This window comes from Prevotella sp. khp1, from assembly GCF_900102205.1.
Lineage (GTDB): Bacteria > Bacteroidota > Bacteroidia > Bacteroidales > Bacteroidaceae > Prevotella > Prevotella ruminicola.
In genome coordinates, this window is the sequence record NZ_FNJZ01000001.1 from 99486 (window position 1) to 122657 (window position 23172).

General features: G+C 50.5%; 21 protein-coding genes. 11 read left to right on the forward strand and 10 right to left on the reverse strand.

The genetic code is table 11. The annotated features are described in order from the left end of the window. Window positions 1-85 precede the first annotated feature (85 nt). The 5 genes from BLR73_RS00435 to BLR73_RS00455 are packed head-to-tail and all read right to left on the reverse strand — an operon-like array spanning window position 86 to window position 4731. Window positions 86-1252: an AIR synthase-related protein gene (locus BLR73_RS00435; RefSeq protein ID WP_091857873.1), complete on the reverse strand. Its 1167-nt coding sequence runs from the start codon at window positions 1250-1252 to the stop codon at window positions 86-88. Window positions 1253-1260: 8 nt separating this feature from the next. Beyond that, window positions 1261-2007, reverse strand: coding sequence for a shikimate dehydrogenase family protein (locus tag BLR73_RS00440; RefSeq protein ID WP_033149280.1), 747 nt, complete (start codon window positions 2005-2007; stop codon window positions 1261-1263). Between the two features lie 11 nt (window positions 2008-2018). Then, window positions 2019-2750 (reverse strand): bifunctional demethylmenaquinone methyltransferase/2-methoxy-6-polyprenyl-1,4-benzoquinol methylase UbiE, encoded by a 732-nt coding sequence (gene ubiE / locus BLR73_RS00445; RefSeq protein WP_091857878.1) that lies wholly within the window; start codon window positions 2748-2750, stop codon window positions 2019-2021. Window positions 2751-2777: 27 nt separating this feature from the next. Then, entirely contained in the window at window positions 2778-3734 is a 957-nt protein-coding gene (locus tag BLR73_RS00450; RefSeq protein ID WP_013064788.1) for a phosphoribosylaminoimidazolesuccinocarboxamide synthase, read from the reverse strand. 34 nt (window positions 3735-3768) lie between these two features. Further along, window positions 3769-4731 (reverse strand): PhoH family protein, encoded by a 963-nt coding sequence (locus BLR73_RS00455; protein ID WP_033149339.1) that lies wholly within the window; start codon window positions 4729-4731, stop codon window positions 3769-3771. 113 nt (window positions 4732-4844) lie between these two features. Here BLR73_RS00455 and BLR73_RS00460 point away from each other — a divergent pair, with 113 nt between their 5' ends. Both BLR73_RS00460 and BLR73_RS00465 read left to right on the forward strand, forming a co-directional pair. Next, complete coding sequence (locus BLR73_RS00460) at window positions 4845-5564, forward strand: DUF5715 family protein (protein ID WP_013063300.1); 720 nt, start codon at window positions 4845-4847, stop codon at window positions 5562-5564. Window positions 5565-5654: 90 nt separating this feature from the next. Next, window positions 5655-6536: a KPN_02809 family neutral zinc metallopeptidase gene (locus BLR73_RS00465; RefSeq protein ID WP_091857881.1), complete on the forward strand. Its 882-nt coding sequence runs from the start codon at window positions 5655-5657 to the stop codon at window positions 6534-6536. Here the strand turns inward: BLR73_RS00465 and rlmH are convergent, their stop codons facing one another. Next, the gene (gene rlmH, locus BLR73_RS00470) at window positions 6537-7007 is read right to left on the reverse strand and encodes a 23S rRNA (pseudouridine(1915)-N(3))-methyltransferase RlmH (RefSeq protein WP_073047837.1); all 471 of its coding nucleotides are present in this window, start codon (window positions 7005-7007) and stop codon (window positions 6537-6539) included. Between the two features lie 30 nt (window positions 7008-7037). Then, complete coding sequence (locus BLR73_RS00475) at window positions 7038-8354, reverse strand: GH25 family lysozyme (protein WP_013063879.1); 1317 nt, start codon at window positions 8352-8354, stop codon at window positions 7038-7040. Between the two features lie 428 nt (window positions 8355-8782). Between BLR73_RS00475 and BLR73_RS00480 the strand changes: the two genes are divergently transcribed. The 6 genes from BLR73_RS00480 (at window position 8783) to BLR73_RS00505 (ending at window position 15661) form a co-directional block, all read left to right on the forward strand. Further along, on the forward strand, window positions 8783-10285 hold the full coding sequence (locus BLR73_RS00480; RefSeq protein WP_091857884.1) for a 2-isopropylmalate synthase: 1503 nt from the start codon (window positions 8783-8785) through the stop codon (window positions 10283-10285). A gap of 2 nt (window positions 10286-10287) precedes the next feature. Further along, complete coding sequence (leuC, locus tag BLR73_RS00485; protein WP_091857886.1) at window positions 10288-11682, forward strand: 3-isopropylmalate dehydratase large subunit; 1395 nt, start codon at window positions 10288-10290, stop codon at window positions 11680-11682. 85 nt (window positions 11683-11767) lie between these two features. Continuing rightward, window positions 11768-12364 (forward strand): 3-isopropylmalate dehydratase small subunit, encoded by a 597-nt coding sequence (gene leuD, locus BLR73_RS00490; RefSeq protein ID WP_091857888.1) that lies wholly within the window; start codon window positions 11768-11770, stop codon window positions 12362-12364. Continuing rightward, complete coding sequence (locus BLR73_RS00495; protein ID WP_033149285.1) at window positions 12343-13917, forward strand: alpha-isopropylmalate synthase regulatory domain-containing protein; 1575 nt, start codon at window positions 12343-12345, stop codon at window positions 13915-13917. Before leuD ends, BLR73_RS00495 begins: the two co-directional genes overlap by 22 nt. Window positions 13918-13938: 21 nt before the next feature. Further along, a complete protein-coding gene (gene leuB, locus BLR73_RS00500; protein ID WP_013065727.1) occupies window positions 13939-15000 on the forward strand; it encodes a 3-isopropylmalate dehydrogenase in 1062 nt (353 codons plus the stop codon). Beyond that, window positions 14993-15661 (forward strand): tetratricopeptide repeat protein, encoded by a 669-nt coding sequence (locus BLR73_RS00505; RefSeq protein WP_091857891.1) that lies wholly within the window; start codon window positions 14993-14995, stop codon window positions 15659-15661. Before leuB ends, BLR73_RS00505 begins: the two co-directional genes overlap by 8 nt. 55 nt (window positions 15662-15716) lie before the next feature. On the opposite strand, the gene BLR73_RS00510 is transcribed toward BLR73_RS00505, so the two are convergent. The 3 genes from BLR73_RS00510 to BLR73_RS00520 form a co-directional block, all read right to left on the reverse strand. Next, complete coding sequence (locus BLR73_RS00510; RefSeq protein ID WP_091857897.1) at window positions 15717-17303, reverse strand: mannitol dehydrogenase family protein; 1587 nt, start codon at window positions 17301-17303, stop codon at window positions 15717-15719. A 91-nt stretch (window positions 17304-17394) separates the two neighbouring features. Then, window positions 17395-18648, reverse strand: coding sequence for a mannonate dehydratase (gene uxuA / locus BLR73_RS00515; RefSeq protein ID WP_013064172.1), 1254 nt, complete (start codon window positions 18646-18648; stop codon window positions 17395-17397). An 82-nt stretch (window positions 18649-18730) separates the two neighbouring features. Further along, the gene (locus tag BLR73_RS00520) at window positions 18731-20197 is read right to left on the reverse strand and encodes a glycoside hydrolase family 10-like protein (RefSeq protein WP_091857900.1); all 1467 of its coding nucleotides are present in this window, start codon (window positions 20195-20197) and stop codon (window positions 18731-18733) included. A 109-nt stretch (window positions 20198-20306) separates the two neighbouring features. On the opposite strand from BLR73_RS00520, the gene BLR73_RS00525 reads away from it, so the two are divergent. Genes BLR73_RS00525 through nadC form a run of 3 tightly spaced genes read left to right on the forward strand, consistent with a single transcriptional unit; the run spans window position 20307 to window position 23159 of the window. Beyond that, window positions 20307-21767: a carbon starvation CstA family protein gene (locus tag BLR73_RS00525; RefSeq protein WP_091857903.1), complete on the forward strand. Its 1461-nt coding sequence runs from the start codon at window positions 20307-20309 to the stop codon at window positions 21765-21767. A gap of 5 nt (window positions 21768-21772) precedes the next feature. Then, on the forward strand, window positions 21773-22270 hold the full coding sequence (locus BLR73_RS00530) for an outer membrane beta-barrel protein (RefSeq protein ID WP_176763577.1): 498 nt from the start codon (window positions 21773-21775) through the stop codon (window positions 22268-22270). A 37-nt stretch (window positions 22271-22307) separates the two neighbouring features. Continuing rightward, window positions 22308-23159, forward strand: a complete 852-nt coding sequence (gene nadC, locus BLR73_RS00535) for a carboxylating nicotinate-nucleotide diphosphorylase (protein ID WP_013064555.1) — start codon at window positions 22308-22310, stop codon at window positions 23157-23159. Window positions 23160-23172 lie beyond the last annotated feature (13 nt).

The window sequence follows — 23172 nt, forward strand, 5'->3', positions numbered from 1 at the left end:
AAATTAGTTATCCGTTGCTCTAAATAGTGCAAAAACAGCGGAGGGCATTGTGCTCTCCGCTGCGGTTTTATAGATGTAAATAAAATTACTCGTAATCGAATGTACCGAACTCGCTCTTGATGGTGAGGCTCTTCTTGCCTTCCTCGATGTGGCCTACTACCTGAGCATCGATGTTGAAGCTCTTTGAGAGGGCGATGACCTGATCGGCAACCTCGGGGCGAACGTAGATTTCCATGCGGTGACCCATGTTGAATACCTGGTACATCTCCTTCCAATCGGTACCTGAGCACTCGTGGATGGCACGGAACAATGGGGGTACAGGGAACATGTTGTCCTTGACGACGCGGCAGTTGTCGTTCACGAAGTGGAGCACCTTGGTCTGGGCGCCGCCTGTGCAGTGTACCATACCGTGGATTTCGGGACGGAGCTCGTCGAGCAGCTTCTTGATAACTGGTGCGTAGGTGCGGGTGGGTGAGAGCACGAGCTGACCGGCATTAACGGGCGAACCTTCGACGGCATCGGTAAGCTTGTACTTACCACTATACACGAGCTCGTCGGGTACAGCGTGATCGAAGCTCTCGGGATAGTTCTCGGCGAGATACTTGGCAAACACATCGTGACGGGCTGAGGTAAGACCGTTTGAACCCATACCGCCGTTGTAACGCTTCTCGTAAGTGGCCTGACCGGTTGACGACAAACCAACGATGACATCGCCTGGGCGAATGTTGGCATTATCGATCACGTCGGCACGCTTCATGCGGCAGGTAACGGTGCTATCTACGATGATGGTGCGAACCAGGTCGCCTACATCGGCAGTCTCGCCACCAGTGGGGTAGATGCCGATACCCATTTCGCGGAGTTCGGCCAGCAGCTCGTCGGTACCATTGATAACGGATGAGATAACCTCGCCAGGAATCAACATCTTGTTACGACCGATGGTGCTTGATACCAGGATGTTATCTACGGCGCCCACGCAAAGCAGGTCGTCGGTATTCATCACGATGGCATCCTGAGCGATACCTTTCCATACTGAGAGGTCGCCAGTTTCTTTCCAATACATGTAGGCGAGGGCCGACTTGGTGCCAGCGCCATCGGCATGCATGATGTTACAATACTCTGGGTCGCCCCCTAAGATGTCGGGGATAATCTTACAGAAAGCCTGTGGGAAGATTCCCTTGTCAATGTTTTTGATAGCGTTGTGCACATCCTCCTTGGCAGCACTCACGCCTCGCATCATATATCTATTATCCATAATCTAAACTATTTTTCGTGCCAAAATTCCCAGCTGGCGAAGGCTTGGAGCAGGAGCATCTCGAGGCCGTTCTTAACCTCGGCACCGTACTTGGCGCCCTTGCGCATAAACAGGGTTTGGTCGGGGTTATAAATGAGGTCGTAAAGGATGGTGTGCGAGTCCATTGCCTCGTAAGGCAGATCGGGGCACTCGTCGGTTTTGGGATACATGCCTAATGGCGTGCAGTTAACAATGACGTTGTACTCCTTGATAACCTCGGGGGTAATCTGATTGTACTGGATGGTGTCGGGGCGCTCGTAACGGCTGACGAACACGGGCTCGATGCCTAACGACTTGAGACCGAAGTTGATGGCCTTTGAGGCGCCGCCGGTGCCCAGGATAAGGGCTTTTTTGTGCCACTTGGGGTCGAGCATGCTCTCGATACTCTGGGTAAACCCGATGACATCGCTATTATAGCCCTTGAGCAGCGTTTTATTCTTCTCATGGACCACACGGATCACATTGACAGCGCCGATGGCACGTGCCTCGGGCGAAATGCTGTCGAGGAAAGGAATCACCTTCTCTTTATAAGGGATGGTGACGTTGAGACCTTTAAGGTTGGGATTGCGGTCGATGATCTCGGGGAGTTCATCAATCGTGGGAATCTCAAAGTTCTCGTACTTGGCATTGATGCCTTCGTCGGCAAACTTCTGGTTGAAGTAGCTGATGGAGAACGAATGTCCCAAGGGGTAACCGATAAGTCCGTACTTGTCCATAAATTTAGTATTTATTTAGTTGCAAAATACATGGTGCAGATGCCGAAGGTGAGCCTGCGGAACGAGGCTTCGGCAAATCCTGCCTTCATCAGAATATCTACCATGCGCTCGCCCTGGGGGAAAGCCTCGATGGTTTTTGTGAGATAGGAGTAGGCGCTGGTGTCGCGCGAGATCAGTCGGCCATAAACGGGGAGCACGGTGTGCGAGTAGATGTGGAACAGCTGCTTCATGGGGAACTTAACAGGTGTGGTAAGTTCGACGATGCTGAGATGGCCACCGGGCTTAAGCACACGATACATTTCGCGAAGACCGGCATCGAGGTCGGCAAAGTTACGGATGCCGAATGCGGCGGTAACGGCGTCGAAGGTATCGCTATTATAAGATAGGTGTAGGCAATCCTCTTTCTCGAAGGTTACAATGCTGTCGAGTTCGAGTGCCTTTACCTTCTGTCGGCCTATCTCCATCATGCCCTCGCTGATGTCGGCACCAACCACGCGGGTGGGCTGCAGCATCTGGGTGGCCAGGATGGCGAAGTCGCCTGTGCCTGTGGCTATATCGAGCAGCGACTGGGGCTTGAAAGGCGCCAAAGCCTTGATGGCCTTGCGTCGCCAGCCCTTGTCGATGTCCCACGACAAACGGTGGTTAAGCTTGTCGTAGGTAGGGGCGATGTTATCAAACATCTGCTCTACCTGCGACGCTTTTTCACCTTCGCCGTATGGCTTTATCTTCTCCTGATCGTACATTAATGATTAAACATTAAACATTAAACATTAGCGAGACTTAAAGGCTGCGAGCCATTCGCTGACGTTCTTCTCGATGCGCTGGGCGATATCCTCGTCGCTGTTCTCACGCTCAAACTTCTCGCCTACGATGTGCTCGTAAAGCTCGATGTAACGCTCTGATACGCTCTCGGCATACTCGTCGGTAATCTCGGGCATGGTCTGTCCGGGCTCGTTCATGAAGTCGTGCTCGATGAGCCACTGACGAACGAACTCCTTAGAGAGCTGGCGCTGGGGCTCGCCCTTGGCAAGCTTCTCCTCGTAACCATCAGCATAGAAATAACGGCTTGAGTCGGGGGTGTGGATCTCGTCGATGAGGTAAACCTTACCATCGCGCTTACCAAACTCGTACTTGGTATCAACGAGGATCAATCCGCGCTTGGCGGCAATCTCCTGTCCGCGAGCGAAGATCTTACGGGTGTAGTCCTCCATGATGGCATAGTCCTCGGCAGATACGATGCCCTGAGCGATAATCTCTTCCTTCGAGATGTTCATGTCGTGACCCTCATCGGCCTTGGTTGTTGGGGTGATGATGGGCTCGGGGAAACGCTCGTTCTCCTTCATGCCGTCGGGCAGCTTCACACCACACAGTTCGCGGCAGCCGTTCTTGTACTCGCGCCAAGCCGAACCGGTAAGGATGCTACGGATAATCATCTCAACACGGAAACCCTCGCACTTCAGACCAACGGTTACCATGGGATCGGGGGTAGCCAGCTTCCAGTTGGGGCAGATGTCGGTAGTGGCATCGAGGAACTTGGCTGCAATCTGATTGAGCACCTGACCCTTGAAGGGGATTCCCTTGGGCAGTACTACATCGAATGCTGAGATACGATCGGTGGCTACCATCACCATCAGATCGTCGTTAATGTTGTAAACGTCACGAACCTTGCCGTGATAAACGCTCTTCTGACCTGCGAACTTAAAGTCCGTCTTAGTTAATGCTTTCATCTTATTATATCTGTTTTGACAATTTCTCTCTGTTTCACTTGTTTGGTATTTCGCCCTTCATCTCTTTATCAAACTCCTCGTAGGCGTTGACGATGCGGGTTACGAGTTTGTGGCGAACGATATCATCGCGCTGCAGATTAACGATACCAATGCCCTCTACATTATTTAATATATGCAGGGCCTCGATGAGTCCGCTCTTTTGCGAGTGGGGCAGGTCGATCTGCGTCATGTCGCCTGTAATAATCATCTTGGTGTTCCAGCCCATACGGGTGAGGAACATGCGGATCTGGGCGGGCGTGGTGTTCTGCGCCTCGTCGAGAATCACGATAGCATCGTTCAGCGTGCGACCGCGCATAAATGCCAAGGGGGCAATCTGAATGATGTTCTTCTCCATCATATCCTGCAGTTTAACCTGAGGCAGCATGTCCTCGAGGGCATCGTAAAGGGGCTGCAGATAGGGGTCGATTTTATCCTTCATGTCGCCAGGTAGGAATCCGAGTTTCTCGCCAGCTTCTACAGCTGGGCGCGAGAGGATAATCTTTTTGGCGGTTTTGTCTTTCAGGGCTTTAACGGCAAGGGCTATGGAGAGGTATGTTTTTCCGGTACCAGCTGGGCCAACGGCAAACACCATGTCGTTATGGTTGTAAGCCTCGATGAGTCGCTGCTGGTTGGGCGTTCGCGCCTTGATGGGGCGGCCCGACATGGAATAAACCACAACGCCATCGGGCACATCATCGCGCGTGCGCTTACCTTTTATGATATCGAGGATGTCCTCGTCGCCAAGCGAATTAAAACGGAGTACATGGGCGCGCAGCTTTTCAACACTTTCCTCGAAAGCTGCCATTTGTTCCTCGTCGCCCAAAACGCGAATCACATTGTCGCGGGCCATGATGCGCAGTTTGGGGTATAACGAGCGAATCATCTGTAAGTGCCCGTTGCCAACCCCATAGAATATCACGGGGTCAATGTCTTCTAATACGATATGTTTCTCTATCAAAAGCTGAAGTTTTTTATTTTTGGGCACAAAGTTACAAATAATTTTTGTATCTTTGCAACGCAAAACAGAATTTTTAAATGAAACTTACAAAAAAAAGATATTTAATAGGATTTATGGGCATTGTAGCGGTGCTTGCGGTGGTGCGTGCCGAGTTTCCGCAGCTGGCTGAACCAAGAATCGCTGAGAGCCATGTAGAGGTGAATGCCGACAGTGTGGCAGCTGCGATGCCTCATACCGATTTCAGTGCTACAGCTACTGCTAAGAAGCACAAGATATACTCGGTGCCCAGCTTTAAGGCTTGCTTTCCCGATACCCAGTCGGTGCAGTTGGCTGCAGCGATGAAGTGGGGCGTGAAGCGTGTAAAGAACCGCGAGGATGCCGAGAAGCGTAAGAGCGAGCTGGTGTATGTGGGTGCCAACCCTTACGTGCATATCGACAAGCTGTACTCGAGTATTCCTTACCTGGTGCCCCGTGCGGCGGTGCTGCTGCAGGATGTAGGACAGGCATTCTTCGACAGCTTGTATGTAAAGGGCATTGCCCTGCATCGCCCCATTGTTACCAGCGTGCTGCGTACCGAGGCCGATGTGACCAAGCTGCGCCGACATAACGGCAATGCTACCGAGAACTCGTGCCATCTGTATGGTACCACCTTCGACATCTGTTACAACCGCTACGAAACGGTTCAGGATCCTGATGGACCTGCGCGCAGGGCTGTGCGTAACGACAGCTTGAAATACGTGCTGTGCGAGGTGCTGCGCGATATGCGCGAACAGGGTCGCTGCTACATCAAATACGAGGTGAAGCAGGGGTGCTTTCATATGACAGTACGTTGAACATTCTTGCGTCCCTTCGGTAGCAAGCGCCACCCTGCGGGATGTCGAGCGAAACATTAAACATTAAACATTAAATAAAAACTTAGGACTATGAGATTAGACGGACGAAGAGAAAGCTCGAATGTTGAGGATCGCCGCGGTATGAGCGGTGGTGCTAAGGCTGGTATCGGAGGTATTGGCGGTATTATTCTGATTGCTCTGTTTACCTTTCTGCAAGGTGGAAACGTAGGCGATGTCGTACAGAATGTCGTTCAGCAGTCGCTACAGATGCAGGCGCCTACCGAGACCGTTGGTGAGGAGAATTTTACTGAGGAGGAACAGGAACTGGCCTCGGACTGTAAGAAGATTCTGGCTAGTACCGAGGAGGTTTGGACCAAGGTGTTCGAGGAGAATGGCTGGGGCGAATACCAGTATCCCACGCTGGTGCTGTTCAGCAATCAGGTAAACTCGGCTTGCGGTTCGGCTACAGCTGCAGTGGGTCCGTTCTATTGCTCGGGCGACCAGAAACTGTACGTGGATCTGTCGTTCTTTACCCAGATGAAACGTCAGTTGGGTGTTGAGGGTAACACCTTTGCCTACGCGTATGTGATAGCCCACGAGATTGGTCACCATATTGAGTACCTGACGGGTACACTGAACAAGGCGCATTCGGCTATGAACCAGACAGATAAGGTGAGTGCCAACCAGATAAGTGTGCGCTTGGAGCTGCTGGCCGATTACTATGCCGGCGTGTGGGCGCATTACGAGGATGCGATGAACCACTCGATGGAGTACGGCGATTTAGAAAAGGGCTTGGAACTGGCTAAGGCTATCGGCGACGACTGGTTGCAGAAGAAGGCTCAGGGTCGTGCAACACCCGAATCGTTTACCCACGGCACCAGCGATCAGCGTAAGCGCTGGCTGAAGCGTGGCTTCGAGACTGGCGACATGCGCACCAGCACCTTTGCTGTACAGAATTACAACGATCTATAATTACTCGTGATGATAGGGCTCGCCTTTGATGATGGTGCAGGCACGATAGATCTGCTCGGTAAATACCAAGCGAATCATCTGATGCGAGAACGTCATCTTTGAGAGCGAGAGTTGCTCGTTAGCACGGGCATATACCTCGGGAGAAAATCCATACGGTCCGCCTACGACGAATACCAGTCGGCGGGCCGTATTGCGTTTCTGCTCCAGCCACTTGGCAAACTCGATACTACGAAACTCCTTACCATGCTCGTCGAGCAGCACCACGGTGTCGCTGGGCTGAATCTGTTTCAGAATCAGTTCGCCCTCGGTGGTTTTCTGCTGTGCCTCCGACAGGCTCTTGGTGTTTTTGAGTTCGGGGATGGTTACGAGCTCGAAAGGCATGTAATGACCGATGCGATCTACATAATCGTTGATGCCTGCCTGGAAATGCTTGTCGGTGGTCTTGCCAACTAAAACAAGGATTGTTTTCATAATTGATAATTGATAATTTACAATTGATAATTACTTAATGCTTTTGTTGGCTACGAACTCGTCGAACTGACTCTTATAGCCGTTAAACACATTGATATCTACATCGCCACGAATACCGTTTACACGGCCATCGGGGCACAGTTGCCAGAAGGCCAGGCGCACATCGGGCTTATACTCGCCGTAGCGGGCAATCCACACGTCGTAGTCGCGCTTAATGTCGGGCACCATACCAAAATACTTATTGATAAACATCTGGTTTATATATAAGATAGGTGTTACGCCGCAACGGGCCTTTACCATCCTGCACCAGATACGTATCTGCTGGAACATCTTCTCGGCACCGCCAGCAGCACGTATCTGTGCGTCGCTGGGCTCTACATCGAGCACTGGGGGCAGGTCGCCCTTCTGGAACTTGGTGTGCTTGATGAAATGCTTGGCCTGGGCGGCACCCGATGTCTTGAGCGAGAAGAAATGGTAGGCGCCGATGGGGATACCATGCTTGCGTGCCTTGGCGTAATCGTCGGCATAGAACTTATTGGTTACGGTAACGCCCTCGGTACTCTTGATAAAGATAAACGAGATGGGGTAGTTGGCCTTGCCGTGCACATTCTTGTGGTTTTTCTTGCCTAAGAAGCTGATGCTGAGCTTATCCCAAAGGATGGGTGATTTGTGGCGACCCTTGCCGTGCTGGTAGCGGGCGATATCAATGCCGTAGATGCGCTCGGAGGTGTACTTCATGCGTTCGCCCCAGAATCGGTTCTTCTTCCATTCGCCCACCTGCAGACGTGGCTCGCCATCGGTAGGGGTGAGCAGTTGAATGCCGAATCCGTCGCGCTTGTCATCGGTCCAGTGACCCTCGAAATAGCTGCCATCGGCTATGTAAGCACCATGACCGTTGGCTTTGGTACCTCTGAAGTCGCCTTGGTAAGTTCCTAAGCTGTCGATACGCAAACCCGTTTTGATGGTGTCGGCCTGATAAGTGGCCACGATGGTAAAACCAGCCGAGTCTAAGGCCAGCGTGGTGCCCTCGTGGGTACGGTTGCGCCAGTTGCCCACGTTCCAAACGGTTAGTCGCTGGGCAGGTTCAATCTGCAGGCGCTTACCGTTGGCAAAGGCTGCCACCATCTCATAGCCCTCGTCCATCACGTTGTGACGGTCGAAGTAATACTCAAATTCGTCGCCAAAATCGGGCATAGAGTCGTTGGGCAGGGTGTCGGCCTCGGCGGCAAGTGTGTTCTGCATATCGGCACTCAGTTGCATGCCGGGATGCGTGGGTTGCCTCAGAAAGTAGGTTGATGCCAACAGCAGAACAAAGGGTGTTATAATAGATATTAATACCTTTTTCATTTATTTACATGATTTCGGGTGCAAAGTTACAAATTAATTTGCTATCTTTGCCATCAAAATAATGATAATTTTTATGCTTATGATAAAGAATTGATGTGCGAACAGGCCCCCAAAAGGGCTAAAACTAATAAATTGATAGATTTTTCGATAAAAAAGTTACGAATTGTTTGTTTATTCCAATGAAAATGATTAATTTTGCAGCCGAAAATAAGAAATTAAGCAAAAATGATGAGTCTGAATCTACTTAACAGCCTGTTTATTATTATTCGACTGCATGGGGCAGGTCGGAAGTGACAGGGTATGTAGATAATTGACAGTGTTTCATTGAAACTAAAAATTAAGATAGAGCCTTTCTCACTTCCGAGTGTGAAAGGCTCTTTCGTTTGGAATAAATTAATAGTTTAATCGTAAAATAGTAAAATTGTAAAATGGAAAGGTTGTTTATTTTCGACACAACGCTCCGCGACGGCGAACAGGTGCCCGGATGCCAGTTGAACACCGTAGAGAAGATTCAGGTGGCTAAGGCGCTTGAGCAGTTGGGCGTGGACGTGATCGAAGCAGGATTCCCTATCTCAAGTCCAGGTGACTTTAACAGTGTGATTGAAATCTCGAAAGCGGTTACATGGCCAGTGATTTGTGCGCTGACACGTGCCGTTGAACGCGATATCGACGTGGCTTTCGAAGCCCTACAGTATGCCAAGCACAAGCGTATTCACACGGGTATCGGTACCAGCGACGAGCACATTCGGTATAAGTTCAACTCAACCCGTGAGGAGATTCTGGAGCGTGCCGTTGCCGCCACCAAGTATGCCAAGCGATTTGTAGATGATGTGGAGTTCTACTGCGAGGATGCCGGAAGAACAGACAACGCATATCTGGCCCAGGTGGTAGAGGCGGTAATCAAGGCTGGTGCTACCGTAGTAAACATCCCCGATACCACAGGCTACTGTCTGCCTGAGGAGTATCACGATAAAATCAAATACCTGATGGAGCACGTGGATAATATTGATCGTGCCATCATCTCAACCCATTGTCATAACGACTTGGGTATGGCTACAGCCAACTCGTTCAGCGGTGTGATGGCTGGTGCCCGCCAGGTGGAGGTAACCATCAACGGTATTGGCGAGCGTGCCGGTAACACATCGCTCGAAGAGATTGCCATGATACTGAAGTGCCACAAGCAGTTAGGTATCGAGACCAACATCAATACCACCAAGATTTATCCTACCAGCCGTATGGTGTCGAGCTTGATGAATATGCCCGTTCAGCCTAACAAGGCTATCGTGGGTCGTAATGCCTTTGCGCACTCAAGCGGTATCCATCAGGACGGTGTGCTGAAGAACGTACATACCTACGAGATTATGGACCCCAAGGATGTGGGTATCGACGATAACTCAATCGTACTCACCGCCCGCTCAGGTCGTGCTGCCTTGAAGCATCGTCTGCATGTGAACGGTGTGGATCTGACCGAGGAGAAGTTGGATAAGGTATATGAGAAGTTCCTGGTATTGGCCGACCAGAAGAAGGAGGTGAGCGATGCCGATGCTCTGATGCTGGCTGGTGCCGATACAGCTGATACACATGCTGTTAGATTAGACTTTCTGCAGGTTACTACAGGTAAGGGCGTGAAGAGTGTGGCCAGTATCGGACTGGACATCAGCGGACAGAAGTTCGAGGCAGCTGCTTCGGGTAATGGTCCGGTTGATGCAGCCATCAAGGCACTCAAGAAGATAATCATGAAGCAGATGACGCTGAAGGAGTTTACCATCCAGGCTATCTCGAAGGGTAGCGACGATGTGGGTAAGGTACACATGCAGGTGGAGTACGATGGCGCACTCTACTATGGTTTTGGTGCCAACACCGATATCGTTACCGCCAGCGTCGAGGCGTATATCGATTGTATAAACAAGTTTAAAAAGGAGGAAGATTAAAAATGAATACACTCTTTGATAAGATATGGGATAAGCACGTGGTGCAGCAGGTGGAGGGTGGTCCTACGCAGCTGTATATCGACCGCTTGTACTGTCACGAGGTAACATCGCCTCAGGCATTCGACGGCATGCGTGCACGCGGACTGAAATGTTTCCGCCCCCAGCAGATATTCTGTATGCCCGATCACAATACACCTACACACGATCAGGACAAGCCTATCGAGGATCCCGTTTCGCGTAAGCAGGTGGACACCCTCGCCAAGAATGCAGCCGAGTTCGGACTGACCCATTACGGCATGATGTCGAAGGATAACGGTATCATCCACGTGGTAGGTCCTGAGAAGGGATTATCGCTGCCAGGCATGACGATTGTTTGTGGCGACTCGCACACCTCTACCCATGGCGCAATGGGTGCTGTGGCTTTTGGTATCGGTACCAGCGAGGTAGAGATGGTGATGGCCTCGCAGTGTATCCTGCAGCAGAAACCTAAGTCGATGCGTATCACCATCAACGGTGTGCTGGGTAAGGGTGTAACACCTAAGGATGTGGCTCTTTACCTGATGGCACAGATTACCACCAGCGGTGCTACGGGCTACTTTATCGAGTATGCCGGATCAACGGTTAAGGCTATGAGTATGGAGGGCCGACTGACGCTGTGTAACCTCTCGATAGAGATGGGTGCGCGTGGTGGTTTTATCGCTCCCGACAGCACCACGTTTAATTACCTGAAGGGTAGGGAGTATGCACCCAAGGGCGAGGCGTGGGACAAGGCTGTGGCCTATTGGAAAACGCTGAAGAGTGGCGACGATGCTGTGTTCGATAAGGAGCTATCGTTTAATGCTGCTGATATCGAGCCCCGTGTTACCTATGGTACCAACCCTGGTATGGGTATCGGTATTACTGAGAATATTCCTGCTAATGCCGAGCAGGCTAAAGCACCCGAAGCTGGCTTTGAGAAGGCCCTGAACTATATGCAGTTTGAGGCTGGACAGAAGTTGCTGGGTACCAAGGTGGATTATGTGTTCCTGGGTGCTTGCACCAACGGACGTATCGAGGATTTTCGTGCGTTTGCCCATCTGGTTAAGGGCCGTCATAAGTCGCCCGATGTGGTGGCTTGGCTGGTACCAGGTTCGTGGGCTGTTGACAAGCAGATTCGCGAAGAAGGACTGGACAAGGTGCTCGAGGCTGCTGGTTTCGAAATCCGTCAGCCTGGCTGTTCGGCCTGCTTGGCCATGAACGACGACAAGGTGCCCGCAGGTAAGTTGGCGGTATCAACATCCAACCGCAACTTTGAAGGTCGCCAAGGCCCCGGTGCCCGCACCATCTTAGCATCGCCCCTCACTGCTGCCGCAGCAGCGATAACCGGCGTGATTACAGATCCACGAGAGTTAATATAGCAACGGACAACAGGACTGAAAGAAATAATCCTCGCGATGAAATAATCCTAAAGTCCTGTAGTCCGTTGCAAAAAAACAAAAAAAGATGAAACAGAAATTCAATGTAATAACAAGTACGTGTATTCCGCTTCCGATGGAGAATGTGGATACCGACCAGATAATACCCGCCCGATTCCTGAAGGCCACCACACGCGAAGAGAAATTCTTTGGCGACAACCTGTTTCGCGACTGGCGATACAATGCCGACGGCACGCTGAACAACGACTTTGTGCTTAACAATCCCAAGTACTCGGGCTGCATCCTGGTGGCAGGCAAGAACTTTGGTTCGGGTAGTAGTCGCGAACACGCTGCGTGGGCCATTGCAGGCTACGGCTTCCGTGTGGTTATCTGCAGTTTCTTTGCCGATATCCATAAGAACAACGAGCTGAACAACTTTGTGCTGCCCGTGGTGGTGAGCGAGGCGTTTCTGGCTGAACTCTTTGCCAGCATCGATGCTGATGCCAAGACCGAAGTAGAGGTGGATCTGCCCAACCAGACGGTAACCAACAAGGCTACCGGGCGCAGCGAGCACTTCGACATTAACGCTTACAAGAAGCATTGTCTGATGAACGGATTAGACGATATCGACTTCTTGGTGGAGAACAAACAGAAAACAGAACAATGGGAACAAGCGAACAAGTAAACAAATTCAAGCGTGTAAAGCCCTTTGTGGAGATTATGGACTCTACGCTGCGCGATGGTGAGCAAACCAGCGGCGTATCGTTTCTGCCCCACGAAAAGCTGATGATGGCCCGCATGCTGCTGAACGATCTGAATGTGGATCGTATCGAAGTGGCATCGGCCCGTGTGAGCGAGGGCGAACGCGAGGCGGTAAGCATGATTTGTCGCTATGCCTCACGTATCGATGCTCTCGAAAGGGTAGAGGTGCTGGGCTTTATCGATGGCGGCAAAAGCATCGACTGGGCTGCTGAGTGCGGTTGTAAAACCGTGAATCTGTTGGCCAAAGGCTCGCTGAAGCATTGTACCCAGCAGTTGCAGAAAACACCCGACGAGCACATAGAGGATATCCATCGCGAGGTGCGTTATGCCCACGAAAAAGGCATTACCGTTAACCTGTATCTGGAGGATTGGAGCAACGGTATGAACGAGTCGCCCACCTACGTTTACAAGCTGATGGATGCGCTGTGCGATGTGGGTATCCGACGCTTTATGCTGCCCGATACCTTGGGTATCATGAACCCGCTGCAGTGTATCGAGTACTTCCGCAAAATGCTGAAGCGTTATCCCGATACGCACTTCGACTTCCACGCCCATAACGATTACGATCTGGCGGTATCGAACTCGTTGGCTGCTGTGCTGAGTGGTGCCAAAGGCCTGCACGTAACGGTGAACGGACTGGGTGAGCGTTGTGGTAATGCACCGCTGTCGAGTGTGCAGGTAATTCTGAAGGACCAGTTTAATGCCCGCACTAATATCCGCGAGGACAAGCTGAACGACATCTCGCGTATGGTTGAGAGCTATAGTGGTATTGCCGTAGCACCTAATCAGCCTATCATCGGCGATAACGTGTTTACCCAGGTGGCTGGTGTGCATGCCGATGGCGACAAGAAGGATAACCTGTATTGCAACGCTTTGGCGCCTGAACGATTTGGTAGAAAACGCGAATATGCCCTTGGTAAGAATAGCGGTAAAGCTAACATCGCCAAGAATCTGGAAGAACTCGGTTTGGAGCTCACACCTGAGCAGACCAAACGTGTAACCCAGCGTATTACCGAACTGGGCGACAAGAAAGAGATTGTAACGCAGGAGGATCTGCCATTCATCGTGAGCGACGTGCTGAAACACGATGCACCAGAGGATAAAGTTAAGTTGGTAAGTTATGTAGTATCAACGGCTTATGGCTTGAAACCTGGAGCAAATATAAAGGTGGAGATTAACGGACAGGCGTACGAGGCTTCGGCTACTGGTGACGGTCAGTACGACGCTTTCGTAAAGTCGTTGCGCTATATCTATAAGAAGTATCTCGGACGTACGTTCCCCATCCTGCAGAACTACGCTGTTACCATCCCGCCTGGCGGACGAACCGATGCGTTGGTACAGACCGTGATTACCTGGAACGATAACGGCAAGATCCTCCGCACCCGCGGACTGGATGCCGACCAGACCGAAGCGGCCATCAAGGCTACTTTCAAGATGCTGAACATCATCGAAGATGAACAAGAGAAAGAAATATAGTTGAAAAAACGAAATGGAATTATGAAATTAAAGATTGCTGTATTAGAGGGCGACGGAATAGGCCCAGAGATTATGAAACAAGGTGTGGCTGTGATGGATGCAATTGCCGCTAAGTTCGGTCACGAGTTTGAATATACCCCTGCTATCTGTGGTGCTCATGCCATCGAAGAGGTGGGCGATCCTTACCCCGACAGCACCCACGAGGTATGTATGCAGGCCGACGCTGTGCTGTTTGCTGCTGTTGGCTCGCTGAAGTTCGACAACGATCCTACCGCTAAGATACGTCCTGAGACAGGTTTGCTGGCCATGCGTAAGAAGTTGGGCTTGTTTGCCAACGTACGCCCTGTGGCTACTTTCGATTGTCTGCTGCACAAGTCGCCATTGAAAGAAGAGCTCCTGAAGGGTGCCGACTTTGTGGTGATTCGCGAGTTGACTGGCGGTATGTATTTCGGTGCCAAGTATCAGGATAACGATCAGGCCTATGATACCAATATCTACACCCGTCCTGAGGTGGAGCGCATCCTGAAGGTGGGCTTCGAGATGGCAATGACCCGTAAGAAGCATCTGACTGTGGTTGATAAGGCTAACGTGCTTGCATCGAGCCGTTTGTGGCGCCAGATAGCCAAGGAGATGGAGTCGCAGTATCCCGAGGTTACTACCGATTACATGTTTATCGATAATGCCTCAATGCGTGTGCTCACAGAGCCCCGTTACTTCGATGTGATTGTTACCGAGAATACCTTTGGTGATATCCTGACCGACGAGACCAGCTGTATTACTGGTTCGATGGGCTTGCAGCCTTCGTCGTCATTAGGCGAGCACACACCGCTGTTCGAGCCCGTTCATGGTTCGTGGCCACAGGCTGCCGGTCAGAATCTGGCTAACCCAATCGCTCAGATTCTCTCAGCTGCCATGCTGCTGGAGCACTTCGGACTGAACGAAGAGGGCGCCCTGATTCGTAAGGCTGTTACCGCCTCGCTCGATGCTAACGTGCGCACCCCTGAGATTCAGGTCGAGGGTGGCGAGAAATACGGCACAACCGAAGTAGGAGAGTGGATTGTAAATTACATTAAGAATGCGTAAAGTTGTAATGATAGCTGCTATGTTTGTGGCGCTGGGCGCAGCTGCCCAGACGCCCAAACAATGGCGCGATTCGGTATCGGTACTGATAGAGCAGATTAATCTGAACCCCAATAATCTGGAGCTGCGCTTGAAAAAGGCTGAGGCTAACATCAACCTGCAGCAATACGAGTATGCCCGCGATGAATATTCGGCTGTGCTGAAGAAAGACGAGAAAAACCTGGCGGCACTTTACTTCCGTGCGTTCTGTCAGACGCAGTTGCGACAGTATAGTTTTGCCCGTGCTGATTACGAGGCGTTCTTAGCTATCCAGCCCGAACACCTGGAGGCGCGCTTGGGTTTGGCACACGTGCTGCAGTTGTTGGGACGAAAGACTGATGCTGCCGATGAGCTGAACCGTGCTGTACAGATGTTCCCCGACAGTACGGATGCCTATGCAGCCAGAGCAGCTTTTGAAACACAACAGGAGCAATACGATGCAGCCCTGTACGATTGGGACGAAGCTTTACGCTTAGCGCCTAAGAATGCGGAACTGACGGCATCGAAGGTTGATGTGCTGTTGCGCTTAGGACGTAAGAAAGAAGCCCGCGAGGCATTAGATCAAGCCGTAAAGCAAGGCACCCCGCGTGCTGCTTTACGTGAGTGGTACGATAAGTGCAAATAAAATAATAAAGCCCACCAAATTTGGCGGGCTTCATTATTATTAGGGCCTTTTTATTTTATCTAGCAGAAACGTATTTGTGCAGTGTGGCGCGAACGGCACCATTACCAGCAAACAGTTCCTTAACCATTCCCTCGATCTGCTCGCCCAGACCAGCCTCGTACAGGTCGAGACCAAACACGTCCTTGCGGCTGTAGAGAGTCTTCAGGCAGCTCCAATCCTGATCGGCCTTACCAATCTGCAATGGAGCAACGATAGCCTGCAGTTCCTCGAGCATGGGGTCGGGTGAACAATCAAAGGCTGTACCATCATCCTTGATACCCTTCAGGTAGCGGGCGTAACCAGCCAGTGTGAGAGGGATGAGTACCAGATTGCTCTTATCCAAACCGCGAGCGATGTACTTCTTCAGAGTCTCACCAAAGCGGATAGGCAGTTTCTGACTGGTATCCATAGCGATACGCTGTGGAGCATCGGGCATGAATGGGTTTGGCAAACGGCGATTGATAACAGCGCCGATAAACTCGTAGGGGTTCAGCACACCTGGATCAACTACTACTGGCATAGCTTCGATATAACCCAGCTTCTGAACGAATGGGCGCAGGTCCTCGTCGGCCATCTCGGCAGAAATCAGTGTGTAGCCCAGCATGCAGCCATAGATACTCATGGCGGTGTGCAGTGGGTTCAGACAGGTGGTAACCTTCATGGTCTCTACCTTATCAACGGTTTCACGAGTGGTGTAGAGTGCACCGCCCAGATCCAATGGTGGACGACCGTTGGTGTAGTTATCCTCGATAACGAGATACTGTACCTCTTCGGCATTTACGAATGGAGCGGTGAAGGTGTGCTTCTCGGTCTCGATGTAGTTGTTGTCGTCGAAACCATCAGCAGCCAGCATCTCCTTTACCTTCTCGTGTGGACGAGGGGTAATCTTATCAATCATCGACCAAGGGAAGGTAATCTTCTTCTCATCCTTCAGATAGTCGAGGAAGGCAGCGGGTACCAATCCGTCCTTCACCCAACGCTCGGCATAAGCAAATACGCCAGCCTTTACCTTATCGCCGTTGTGCGAGCAGTTGTCCATGCTCTGGACGGTGAGAGGCATCTGTCCGGCGTTGAAACGCTCGAGCAACAGGGCGCAAACCTTACCCATAGCGAATACAGGCTTCAGTCCGCGAGCCAGGTCGGCCTCGTTGTAGGTGTAACCTTTCTCGGTGATGGTGAACGAAATCATCTGCAATGATGGGTTCTTGAAGATCTCAACCAGGCGGTTCCAATCCTCAAACTGTGGGTCGGCCTTCAGGGCTTCGGTTACGCTGGCAATCACCTTCTTCTCGATAGAACCGTCTGAGCAGAGGTTCACACAGAGCGAAAGGTTGTTATAGGGGGCATAAGCCTTATCGATGACCTCGAAGTCGAAAGTCTCGGCTACAATCACACCGCGATCGTACTTACCTGTGTTCAGTGCGTCGTTCAGGATGGCAGCAGGGAAAGCACGGAAGATGTTTCCGCCACCGAAGTGTACCCATGTGGGCTCCTTGGCTGTCTTTTCGCGTACAGCCTTGATATCAAACTTAGGAAGCTGGTAGCCCTTAGCTTCCCACTCTGCGGCATTTAACTGTCCGCTCAGTATATCGTTTAATTTCATAACACTTATTTTTTTGCAACGGACCACAGGACTTAAGGATTTTTTCCACAAGGATTTTTTCTTTTAGTCCTGTTGTCCGTTGCTAAATTATTTAATCAAAGAATCCGGGTTGTTTGTATTCGATGCCTAATTCGCGATCAACGGTGGCGAGGATACCCTGTACCTGACCGAGGGCGAACATACGACCCAGGAGGGTGTAACCAGCATTGTGACCGTGACTGCTCTCGTCCATAATGCCACCAGGCTCATCGGTAAAGGTCATACCATGATCCACACGCATGGGCAGAGCAGGATTCTCCTTCTCGAAGATACGGCAGAGCTCAATCAGGTCGGCACGACCGCCCAGGTGAGAGGCCTCTGTAAAGTCGCCATTGGGGAAGATGTGGCACGAACGCAGGTGAACGAAGTGTGTGCGAGAGGCAAACTTCTTAGCCAACTCAACCACATTGTTATAAGCGCCTGCAGAGAGCGAACCAGCACAGAAGGTGAGTCCGTTATGCTTGTTGGGAACAGCATCCAGGAACCACTGGATATCCTCCTCGGTACGAACGATACGTGGCAAGCCCAGAATCTCGATAGGGGGATCGTCGGGGTGAACACACATGTTCATGTTGCACTCCTCGCAAACAGGCATGATAGCCTCGAGGAAGTACTTCATATTGGCACGCAGCTTAGCCTTGTCGATGCCCTTATACAGGTCGAGGAACTCGCGGAACTTCTGTACAGGAGCCTCGTCGTTCTCGCTGAAGTTTCCGCTTACGAATCCCTGAGTCTTAATCACGATATTCTCAACCAGCTTGTGGTCCTTCTCGGGTGTCATGGTCTTGGCCAGCTCGTCGCACTCGGCGATGACGCTGCGGCCCTGGCCCCATCCCTCGGGGAACTGGAACTTCTCCCATTCCTCGCGAGCACCTGGACGCTTCAGGATATAGATGTCGAAATAAGCAAATTCGGCATAGTTGAAATAGAGGTTAGTGGCACCGTTGGGGTTGTCGTGGAACAAGTCGGTGCGGGCCCAGTCGAGTACGGGCATGAAGTTGTAGCAGATACAGTGGATACCTTCGGCAGCGAGGTTACGCAGACTCTCTTTGTAAACCTCGATCTGGTGATCGCGATCGGGACCGCCGTATTTTATTGTTTCAACAACGGGTAGCGATTCTACTACGCTCCAGCGCATGCCGTAGCTCTCGATGTACTCGCGCAGGTCGCGAATCTTCTCACGAGTCCAAACCTCGCCAAGGGGTACATCGTGCAGGGCGGTAACAATGCCCTCAACACCGATTTGTCTGAGTTGTGCAAGAGTAATCTTATCCTTCTTGCCAAACCATCTCCATGTTCTTTCCATAATTAGTTATTATTTTGATTTGCTATATTTTTTGATGCTGCAAAATTACGCATTTATTGGTAAATGAGGTTGTGTTTTTAGCTCATTTCTTTGTTGATTTGTACTTTTTTAGCTTATTTCCCATGATTAGCTCGCGAAAATCGTATGGTTTGCTACCGTTAGGTGCTATAGTAGAGGGGATGCTGGCTGCTTCGCCCTCCATACCGTAGCGGTTCATGGCCGTAACGGCGTAATACAAGGTGCGACCCTTATGGGGTACGGTAATCGATAAATCACGCTGACGGGTAGCAATCAGGTTCTCGGGATTGTTCACATCCACGGGAAGTGTTTCTGAGGCATAGACATTATATAATAGATAGTCGGCACCCGAATAGTCGGTAGCCTTCTGCCACGATATCATATCGTTGATCATACCGCGTTTCATCTGCAAATGGCTAACAGCCGATGGGGCCTGCTTGCCTGCCCACGTCATAGGTGGAACGAGGGCTGGTACGATATTGAAATCGCGGGTGAAATCGTAGATACCTTTGGTATTATCGGTAAAGAACTTACTGCGGAAGAATGTGCATCCCAAACCAAGCTGGCGCAGCACGTTCATCTCGCGGGTAATCACATCCAGATTCCAGTTCTTTTCGCGTGGATGCATCATGTAAACAGCCAGGCCTGGAGCTACCATACGTCCGTAGCTATGCTCCAACCAATCTACCGCAAAGGGGAAGAAGTTATTACCCTGAAAATACATCATCGGGTACAGGGCGTCCATCAACCCATCGCGCAGCCAACTTTGGGCGTCCTGGCAGACGGTAGTGTTTGCATTCCAACCCGAACTTTTGTATCTGGTTAGGTCGTCGTATTTACCTATAGGCGAGCAAGATAGCTTAATCCATGGCTTTAAACCTTTAACGGCACGATTAATCTTGCGAACGATGTCGGTAATGTATTGTCGACCTTGTGGACGCGACACCTTCAGCTTCCAGGTTTCGGGGTAGCGGATGTAATCCAAATGGATGCCATCTACATCGTAATTGCGGGTAACTTCGGCACAGAACTGGGCCAAATAATCGCCCGTTTGTGGCTTTTCGGGATCCATATATCCCTCGTCGCCAATCTTACGAATCAGCGATGGGTATTTCTGTCGGAGCTGCTTACAGCCTGTACCGTTCCATTTTCCAACGGGGATGGTAACAATCCAAGCGTGGCACTCCATACCGCGACGATGGCACTCGTTAATGCAGAACTGCAGAGGGTCGTAACCTGGCGATTTGCCAGGATGACCGGTAATACAACCGTCCCAAGGCTCAGTGGTGGTTGGGAAAATAGTGGTGGCACGTACGCGGGTTTGTATCAGTACGGTATTGATACCAGCCTGCTGCAGTTGGTCGAGAATCGAAATCAACTCACGCTGCTGGGTAGGTGTAGAGTAGGAGTGAGGCCAGTCGATACCGCCAATGGTGGTTAACCAAACGGCTCTGACTTCATGTTTTGGTGTATTCGCTTTGGTACTTAGCACAAGTGCTAAAAGCACGAAAATATGTATAATTGTCTTCAAAATGATATTTTTTTTGATAATTTTGGTGCAAAGTTACTTTATTTTTTCCATTTCTCAAATAAAAACACTACTTTTGCACAAAAATAATTCAAAAAATAGCTAAAGAAAGATGATTTCATTTGTATTGAGTCTCGTTGCTCTTGTGATAGGCTACTTCTTCTATGGTCGCCTGGTAGAGCGTGTGTTTGGTCCCGACGACCGTGTGACTCCAGCTGTTGCCAAAGCTGATGGCCTAGACTACATCGTACTTCCTTCATGGAAAATCTTCATGATCCAGTTCCTGAATATTGCTGGTACTGGTCCTATTTTTGGTGCTATCATGGGTGCCAAGTTTGGTCCTGTAGCGTATCTGTGGATTGTTTTTGGTTGTATTTTTGCCGGTGCCACCCACGATTATCTGTCGGGCATGCTGTCTATGCGTCATGATGGTGCAGGCCTGCCGGAACTCATCGGTCAGTATCTGGGCAAGACCACCAAGAATATCATGCTGGTGTTCACCGTGCTGCTGCTCATTATAGTAGGTGCGGTGTTTGTCTATTCGCCAGCCGAGATTCTGCATTCTATAGGTGGTGACACCCTTATGTGGATTATCATCATTTTCAGCTATTATGTCATTGCCACTATGTTGCCTATTGACAAGATTATCGGAAAGATATATCCGCTCTTCGCCTTCTCGCTGCTGTTTATGGCAGCTGCGCTGATGGTGTGGTTGTTCCTGCACTGGCCCACAGTGCCCGAGCTATGGAACACCTTCTACAACCTTGGTGCCGCCACCCATCCTGATACCTGGAAGGATAACATCTTCCCAGCTTTGTTTATCACCATTGCCTGTGGTGCTATCTCAGGTTTCCATGCTACACAGAGCCCGCTGATGGCCCGTTGCGTAAAGAGCGAGAAAATGGGTCGCCCCATCTTCTACGGCGCCATGATTACCGAGGGTATCGTGGCACTTATCTGGGCTACAGTAGCATCGTGGTTCTTCTATGGTACCCCCGCTCCAGGCTATACGCTGATTGAGCAGGCTACTGCTGGATTCCATACTTCGGCTCCTGCTGTAGTAAACTTGGTTTGTAACGAGTGGTTGGGTGTTGTTGGTGCTATCCTGGCTATGTTGGGAGTAGTTGCTGCACCTATCACATCGGGTGATACTGCTTTCCGTTCGGCCCGACTGATTGTTGCCGAGTGGTTAAAGATGAATCAGCGCCCCATCCCTAAGCGCTTGCTTATCTGTATCCCCTTGTTTGCCATCTCTATCGCTATGCTTGTTTGGCAGATTGAGAATCCCGATGGTTTCAATACCATCTGGCAGTATTTCGGTTGGAGTAATCAGGCACTCAGCGTGTTCACACTCTGGACCATCACCGTTTATCTGGTTCGCAACAACAAGTGTTTCTGGCTCACGTTGATTCCTGCCATGTTTATGACTACCGTTTGCTCAACCTACTTCTTTGTGTCGAAGCAGTTCCTGGGTCTTGGCAACGATGGTTATCCTTATGGCGCAGTTTGTCTGGGTGTAGCTATCGTATGGTTTGTATTATGGTATCGAAAGAATAATAACTTAAAACAGTAATGATTATGAAAAAGTTGATGATGGCTGCTATCGGCCTGATGATGGCAATCGGTGCTAACGCACAGTATCTGAACGATTCAGAAAAGGTATTTACTCAGGATAAGTGGTACGTAGGTGCCTCACTCTCAGGTTTGGATTTGAACTATCACAAGGGTAGTGATTGGACCTTCGATCTTCATGCCAAAGGCGGTTATCTCATTGCCGACGACTGGATGATTACTGGTTTGGTAGGTTATCAGGCTCAGACCGATTTCCCATCGGTGGTACAGCTGGGTGCCGGACTGCGTTATTACTTTGAGAGTTGCGGTGTGTATGCTGGTGCTACAGCCAAGTATGTACATTGCGACGACTTCAGCGATTTCCGTCCTGAGCTGAGCGTAGGTTACGCTTACTTCCTGACAGGTAAGCTCACCGTCGAGCCCGAAGTTTACTACGAGCACAGCACCAAGGATTCTGACTACTCAGGATTCGGCGTACGTCTCGGATTCGGAATTTATTTCTAAAATCAAAATAATAGTAAAATAGTAAAATTTAAAATTAATGTTAAGTGTTGATGAATTGGTTGACAGACTGATAGATCTGTCGTTTGCCGAAGATATAGGCGATGGCGACCACACTACCTTGTGCTGTATCCCCGAGGATGCAATGGGTAAGAGTCATCTGCTGATTAAGGAAGATGGTATCTTGGCAGGAGTAGAAATTGCAAAAGAAGTGTTCCACCGTTTCGACCCCACCATGCAGGTTGAGGTGCTGATGCAGGATGGAACCCGCGTAAAGAAAGGCGATATCGCCATGATTGTTTCAGGAAAAATCCGTTCGCTGCTTCAGACCGAGCGTCTGATGCTGAATATCATGCAGCGCATGAGTGGTATTGCCACCATGACCGATAAGTATGTGAAGCGTCTGGAGGGTACCAGCACCCGTGTGCTTGATACCCGTAAAACCACACCTGGTATGCGTATGCTCGAGAAGCAGGCCGTAAAGATTGGTGGTGGTTGCAATCACCGTATCGGCTTGTTTGATATGATTCTACTCAAGGATAACCACGTAGATTTTGCCGGTGGTATCACTAACGCTATCGATCGCTGCCATAAGTATCTCGATGAGAAGGGCTTGAACCTGAAGATTGAGATCGAGGTTCGTTCGTTCGATGAGTTGCAGCAGGTACTGGATCACGGTGGTGTGGACCGTATCATGCTCGATAACTTCAGCGTGCCCGATACCAAGAAGGCGGTTGATATTATCAACCATCGTTATGAGACAGAATCGAGCGGCGGTATCACCTTCGATACCATCCGTGATTATGCTGAACAGGGTGTAGATTTCATCAGCGTTGGTGCGCTCACACACTCTGTAAAGGGACTCGACATGAGTTTCAAGGCTTGTGACTAATATATAATAATGT

Excerpts from the sequence above, each read along its gene's own strand:
- BLR73_RS00435 (WP_091857873.1), bottom strand. The coding sequence starts at position 1,252 with ATGGATAATAGATATATGATGCGAGGCGTGAGTGCTGCCAAGGAGGAT.
- BLR73_RS00440 (WP_033149280.1), bottom strand. The coding sequence starts at position 2,007 with ATGGACAAGTACGGACTTATCGGTTACCCCTTGGGACATTCGTTCTCC.
- ubiE (WP_091857878.1), bottom strand. The coding sequence starts at position 2,750 with ATGTACGATCAGGAGAAGATAAAGCCATACGGCGAAGGTGAAAAAGCG.
- BLR73_RS00450 (WP_013064788.1), bottom strand. The coding sequence starts at position 3,734 with ATGAAAGCATTAACTAAGACGGACTTTAAGTTCGCAGGTCAGAAGAGC.
- BLR73_RS00460 (WP_013063300.1), top strand. The coding sequence starts at position 4,845 with ATGGGCATTGTAGCGGTGCTTGCGGTGGTGCGTGCCGAGTTTCCGCAG.
- BLR73_RS00465 (WP_091857881.1), top strand. The coding sequence starts at position 5,655 with ATGAGATTAGACGGACGAAGAGAAAGCTCGAATGTTGAGGATCGCCGC.
- rlmH (WP_073047837.1), bottom strand. The coding sequence starts at position 7,007 with ATGAAAACAATCCTTGTTTTAGTTGGCAAGACCACCGACAAGCATTTC.
- BLR73_RS00475 (WP_013063879.1), bottom strand. The coding sequence starts at position 8,354 with ATGAAAAAGGTATTAATATCTATTATAACACCCTTTGTTCTGCTGTTG.
- BLR73_RS00480 (WP_091857884.1), top strand. The coding sequence starts at position 8,783 with ATGGAAAGGTTGTTTATTTTCGACACAACGCTCCGCGACGGCGAACAG.
- leuC (WP_091857886.1), top strand. The coding sequence starts at position 10,288 with ATGAATACACTCTTTGATAAGATATGGGATAAGCACGTGGTGCAGCAG.
- leuD (WP_091857888.1), top strand. The coding sequence starts at position 11,768 with ATGAAACAGAAATTCAATGTAATAACAAGTACGTGTATTCCGCTTCCG.
- BLR73_RS00495 (WP_033149285.1), top strand. The coding sequence starts at position 12,343 with ATGGGAACAAGCGAACAAGTAAACAAATTCAAGCGTGTAAAGCCCTTT.
- leuB (WP_013065727.1), top strand. The coding sequence starts at position 13,939 with ATGAAATTAAAGATTGCTGTATTAGAGGGCGACGGAATAGGCCCAGAG.
- BLR73_RS00505 (WP_091857891.1), top strand. The coding sequence starts at position 14,993 with ATGCGTAAAGTTGTAATGATAGCTGCTATGTTTGTGGCGCTGGGCGCA.
- BLR73_RS00510 (WP_091857897.1), bottom strand. The coding sequence starts at position 17,303 with ATGAAATTAAACGATATACTGAGCGGACAGTTAAATGCCGCAGAGTGG.
- uxuA (WP_013064172.1), bottom strand. The coding sequence starts at position 18,648 with ATGGAAAGAACATGGAGATGGTTTGGCAAGAAGGATAAGATTACTCTT.
- BLR73_RS00525 (WP_091857903.1), top strand. The coding sequence starts at position 20,307 with ATGATTTCATTTGTATTGAGTCTCGTTGCTCTTGTGATAGGCTACTTC.
- BLR73_RS00530 (WP_176763577.1), top strand. The coding sequence starts at position 21,773 with ATGAAAAAGTTGATGATGGCTGCTATCGGCCTGATGATGGCAATCGGT.
- nadC (WP_013064555.1), top strand. The coding sequence starts at position 22,308 with ATGTTAAGTGTTGATGAATTGGTTGACAGACTGATAGATCTGTCGTTT.